This window comes from Moorena sp. SIO3I6 (assembly GCF_010672095.1).
Window position 1 is genome coordinate 1 of record NZ_JAAHHU010001456.1, and the last position, 1259, is coordinate 1259.

Annotated in this window: 3 protein-coding genes; 2 read left to right on the forward strand and 1 reads right to left on the reverse strand. The window is 48.5% G+C overall.

Going from position 1 to position 1259, the window contains the following annotated elements:
* Together F6K49_RS50215 and F6K49_RS50220 are read left to right on the forward strand one after the other, a co-directional pair.
* Nucleotides 1-693: S-layer family protein (locus F6K49_RS50215; protein WP_293110337.1), on the forward strand; the 693-nt coding region annotated here is incomplete at its 5' end.
* Between the two features lie 132 nt (nucleotides 694-825).
* The gene (locus F6K49_RS50220) at nucleotides 826-999 is read left to right on the forward strand and encodes a hypothetical protein (RefSeq protein WP_293110339.1); all 174 of its coding nucleotides are present in this window, start codon (nucleotides 826-828) and stop codon (nucleotides 997-999) included.
* Here the strand turns inward: F6K49_RS50220 and F6K49_RS50225 are convergent.
* A partial coding sequence (locus tag F6K49_RS50225) for a DUF3067 family protein (RefSeq protein WP_293110341.1) occupies nucleotides 973-1259 on the reverse strand: 287 nt, incomplete at its 5' end. The genes F6K49_RS50220 and F6K49_RS50225 overlap by 27 nt on opposite strands.

The following is a 1259-nucleotide window of genomic DNA, read 5'->3' on the forward strand; positions in this document are numbered from 1 at the left end:
GCTGGTGATAACGGGAATATTATTCTGGATTCTCAGCTAATCTTGATGCGCGATCGCAGTAACATCACTACCAATGCCGAAGGTGATGCCACTGGCGGTAACATTACTATCGATACTGACTTGCTAGTTGCCCTAGACAATAGCGATATCACTGCCAATGCTGAAGATAGCTTTGGGGGACGAGTGATTATCAATGCTTTAGGCATCTTTGGTACTGAATTTAGAGAACAACAAACTCCAGATAGTGATATTACCGCCTCTTCCCAACTGGGAGCTTCCTTTAGCGGTACCGTCGAAATTAATGCACCATACTCTGACCCTAGCGCGGGATTATTCGAGCTACCAGACAATTTTGTTAATCCCAAACTGCTAGTTGCCACTGGTTGCGGTACCTCGGATGGCAATCGATTTGTCCAAATTGGGCGGGGTGGCTTACCCACAGACCCCACTCAACCTCTTGTGGGTGAAACCCTGTGGATGGATTTACGGCCATTACCTCGCCACACCGCTCGCCGTAGGAAAAATCGTAATCATGCTTCTAATGCTTCTAATCCCGTTAACTCACGTCGGTCTAGAGTTATTGAAGCTAATCGATGGATGATTAATAACGACGGAGTAGTAGAGTTAGTGGCTGATTCAGTTCAGTCGAGTCCCTTCATTTCCTGGTTTTCCCCTTATTATTGCCTACGGTAACAACTGGGGTGTGGGGTGTGGGGTGTGGGGTGTGGGGTGAGTGTAAAAAAAATACCAATTCAAGTAGGGTGGGCAAAGTAATATTATCTAGAAGACTCATTTGAACCAAACTGTGTCTTGATGCAGTCGCTCATGGGGGAAACCCCCAAGACCCCGCTGCATCGCTTTTTGCCCACCCTACAAGCTCCCGACTCCCGATTCCCGATTCCCGATTCCCGATTCCCGACTCCCAACACCCCACACCCCACACCCTACTCCCTACTCCCTACTCCCTACTCCCTAAAAATCCTCTACCATCCATTCTGAGGACCGCTCACCTAGTTCGATCGGAATGCTGACCACTTTGCCTAGTCGTGGACGCTCACGGGTTTTGTTAATGAACTCTTGCACCTGGCTGGCTCCTCCCCAACCTCGGATATAGTTGGCTACTGTATCTAAATGCTCTAGGTACTCAGCTTCGGAAAGGGGGAAGGATTGCTGCTCTAGATACTTCCACATAATCTGAACAAAGATTTTCCCTTGAGTCCTCCGAATCTGGATGTCATAGGAGCGTCCCCACTTATTGA